At 69.6% G+C, this 3974-nt stretch carries 1 protein-coding gene; it reads left to right on the top strand.

Annotated elements, in window-relative coordinates; translation table 11 throughout:
• On the top strand, positions 1 to 3786 hold a 3786-nt coding region (locus tag AC1DHD_RS14700; protein ID WP_476880423.1), incomplete at its 5' end, for an FtsK/SpoIIIE domain-containing protein.
• Between the last annotated feature and the right edge of the window lie 188 nt (positions 3787 to 3974).

Here is a 3974-nt window from a genome sequence, read left to right on the forward strand (position 1 = left end):
CCCCGGTTCGAACCGCACAAACGCACGCTGCCGGCCGGACCCAAACGCCAGGAACGGCACCCCTTCCCGTACATCATGATGGTGGCCCCGCTGATGATGGGTGCCGTCATTTTCGCCGTCACGCAGAGCCTGATGTCCATGGTCTTTATGCTGATGATGCCGCTGTTCATCGTGGGCCATTACGTGGACCAGAAAATGCAGGGCAAGCGCGACCGCAAGGAACAGCTCAAGGCGTTCCGCTCGGCGATGGCCGCGTTCCGCACCGATATCACCGCCCTGCAGAAAGTCGAACGCTCGGTCAGGCTGCAGGAGGCTCCGTCCGTCAGCGACACCGTGGACTCCATCTACAAACTTGGCCCGCTGCTCTGGACCCACCGGCCCGAGCACACCGGCTTCCTGGGCCTGCGCTTCGGCCTGGGCACGGCGCCGTCGCGGATCCAGTTCGAGGAACCGCAAAGCAACGAGACCGAGCCCGAGTACATGGCCGAGATCCAGGACTGCCTGGCGCAGTTCTCCAGCATCGAGGGCGTGCCGATTGTGTCCCAGCTGCGCACGGCCGGCTCCTTCGGCCTCGCCGGCCCCCGCGGCCTGGTGGATGACGTGGCCCGCGGCATGGTGCTGCAGCTGGTGGGCCTGCATTCGCCCGCAGAGGTGGTCCTGACCGGCATCACCTCGGCGCAGTCCAAGGACCGCTGGGAATGGCTTCAGTGGCTGCCGCATGCGGGGTCCGGCCACAGCCCGCTGGCCGGCGACCACCTCGCCGCCGGACCCGCCGGCGGTACGGCGCTGCTGTCCAAACTCGAGGACCTCATCGACCAGCGCGAAGCCGAGGCGAAGTCACCGCGCCCGGAACTGCGGCCCGGCCTGGCCCTCGAGGGCGGCGACGTCCCCGGACCGCAGCTGCCCACGGTCCTGCTGGTGGTCGAGGACGACGCCCCCGTGGACCGCGGACGCCTCACCAGGGTGCTCGAACGCGGGCCGGACTGCGGCATCCACGTTATGTGGGTGGCCACCTCCGTGCAGCAGCTGCCGGCCGCGTGCCGGGACTTTATGGCCGTCGACGGCGAACACGGCACCACCACGGGCCAGGTCCGGCTGGGCCGGCACACCTTCCCCGTGAGCTGTGAAAGCCTCGACGCCGGACTCGCCACCCAGCTCGCCCGGATGCTCGCGCCCGTCGTCGACGTCGGTAAGCCGCTGGAGGACGATTCCGACCTTCCCCGCGCTGTGTCCTACGCAACGCTGATCGGCAAGGACTTCCTGGACAACCCGCAGGCCGTCGCGGACCGCTGGAGCGAAAACAATTCCGTGCACAGCACCGCCAAGCCCAACCGCAAGGACAACGGCACCCTGCGAGCCCTGGTGGGTTCCAAGGGCATCGAACCGCTGTACCTGGACCTGAAGAACGAGGGTCCGCACGCCCTCGTCGGCGGCACCACCGGTGCCGGAAAGTCCGAGTTCCTGCAGTCCTGGGTGATGGGCATGGCGGCCGCGTACAGCCCGGACCGGGTGAGCTTCCTGTTCGTGGACTACAAGGGCGGCGCCGCGTTCGCGGACTGCCTGAACCTGCCGCACACCGTCGGCCTGGTCACCGACCTCTCGCCGCACCTGGTCCGCCGCGCCCTGACCTCGCTCCGGGCCGAGCTGCACCACCGCGAGAAGCTGCTCAACCGCAAAAAGGCCAAAGACCTGCTCGAACTCCAGCGGCAGGCGGACCCGGAAGCACCGCCGTACCTGATCATCATCGTGGATGAGTTCGCGGCCCTCGCCACCGAGGTGCCGGAATTCGTCGACGGCGTGGTGGACGTCGCCGCGCGCGGCCGCTCCCTCGGGCTGCACCTGATCCTCGCCACCCAGCGGCCCGCCGGCGTCATCAAGGAAAGCCTGCGCGCCAACACGAACCTGCGCGTGGCGCTGCGGATGGCCGACGTCGACGACGCGGTGGACATCCTCGGCGTCCCGACCGCAGCGTACTTCGACCCGTCCATCCCCGGCCGTGGCGCCGCGAAGACCGGACCCGGCCGGATCCAGGGTTTCCAGACCGGGTATGCCGGCGGCTGGACCACGGAGAAACCGCAACGCCCGCGGATCGACATCACCGAGATGGCGTTCGGGTCCGGTGCCCCGTGGGCGGCCCCTGCCCCCGAGGCCGCCGTCAAGGAGGAACCGGCGGGCCCCAACGACATCGCCCGGATGACGGCCAACATCATCAGGGCAGCGGACGTGCTCGCCATCGAGCCGCCGCGCAAGCCCTGGCTGGACGAGCTCGCCACCACCTACGACTTCTCCCGGCTGCCGAACCCGCGCACCGACGAGCGGCTCCTCCTGGGCGTGGCGGACGACCCCGCCCACCAGGACCAGCCCACGGTGTTCTACGAACCGGACCGGGACGGCAACATGGCCATCTACGGCACCGGCGGCTCCGGCAAGTCCGCTGCCCTGCGCGGCATCGCGATCGCCGCGGCCGTGACCCCGCGCGGCGGCCCGGTGAACGTCTACGGCATCGACTGCGGCTCCTCCGGCCTCAAGATGCTCGACGAGCTGCCGCACGTCGGCGAGATCATCAACGGCGACGACGTCGAACGCATCGGCCGGCTCCTGCGCTGGCTGCGGGACCTCGCCGAGGACCGCTCGGCCCGCTACGCCGAGGTCCGCGCCGCCACGATCGTGGAATACCGGAAGCTGGCCAACATGCCGGACGAGAAACGCATCTTCGTCCTGGTGGACGGTATGTCCGCGTTCCGCGAGGCCTACGAGTACAGCAAGCTCTCGGCCCTGTGGGACATCTTCCTGCAGCTCGCCACCGACGGCCGCCCGCTGGGCATCCACCTGGTGGTCACCGGCGACCGGCCGAACGCGGTCCCGGCGTCCCTGCTTGCCTCGATCCAGCGCCGGCTGGTGCTGCGGCTGTCCTCCGAGGATGACTACATGTCCATGGATGTGCCCAAGGATGTGCTGGGGGCCGGCACGCCGCCGGGCCGCGGCCTGCTGGGCAACCTGGAGGTCCAGCTCGCGGTCCTGGGCGGCAACTCCAACCTGGCCGTGCAGGCCCGCGAAGTGCATAAACTCCGCGAAGCCATGCTGCGCCAGGGCGTGGAACGGGCGCCGCAGATCGAACGCCTGCCCGACTCGGTGGACCTGGACGTGCTCCCCGCCGGCAGCCCGGACCTGCCGGTCATCGGCGTCGACGACGAGACCCTGCAGCCCGCCGAGATCCTCGCGAAGGGCCCGCTGCTGCTGGCCGGCCCGCCCGGTTCCGGCCGCACCGTGGCTCTGGTGACCCTCGCGTACGCCCTGCGCCGGTCCAACCCGGGCGTGGAGCTGATCTACCTCGGTGCCCGCCGCTCCGCGGCGGCCTCCCTCAAGCTCTGGGACCGTTCCCTGGTGGGGGTCGACGACGTCGACGAGGCCATCGACGAACTGATCGACTACGCGACGGGGACGCCGGGCAAGCTTGCGATCTTCATCGAGGGCCTGACCGACTTCAGCGACACGCTGGCGGAGTCCGGCATCGGCCGGCTGGTGGCGGCGTCCATCAAGGCCGATCAGTGGGTCGTGGGCGAATCCGAGACCTCCACCTGGTCCTCGGCCTGGTCGCTGGCGCAGCCGTTCAAGTCCGGACGCCGCGGCCTGCTGCTGAACCCCGGGGACATCGAGGGCGACAGCCTGCTCAGCACATCGCTGGGCCGGAYCAGCRSGGACTTCATYCCSGGCCGCGGCTACATCGTGGGCCGCGGCAAGGTCCGSAAGCTSCAGGTCGCGCTSCCGCCSGAGAACCGRAACTAGCCCCGCCGCCGTACTGGCCCGGCGGCGGGATGGGGAGTGCTGCCCATCGACAGCGTTTTCCGGGGCAGGGTAGGTTCTAGGTATTGGATCTTCCGGATCAGCCGGAGGCCGTTGGGGATGCCGACAGTGATCGGGTCCGGTGAACTAAGGAGATTGTCACATGGCTATGTGGGGCGCAGATGTTACTC

This window comes from Arthrobacter sp. 05L45_2 (genome assembly GCF_056397525.1).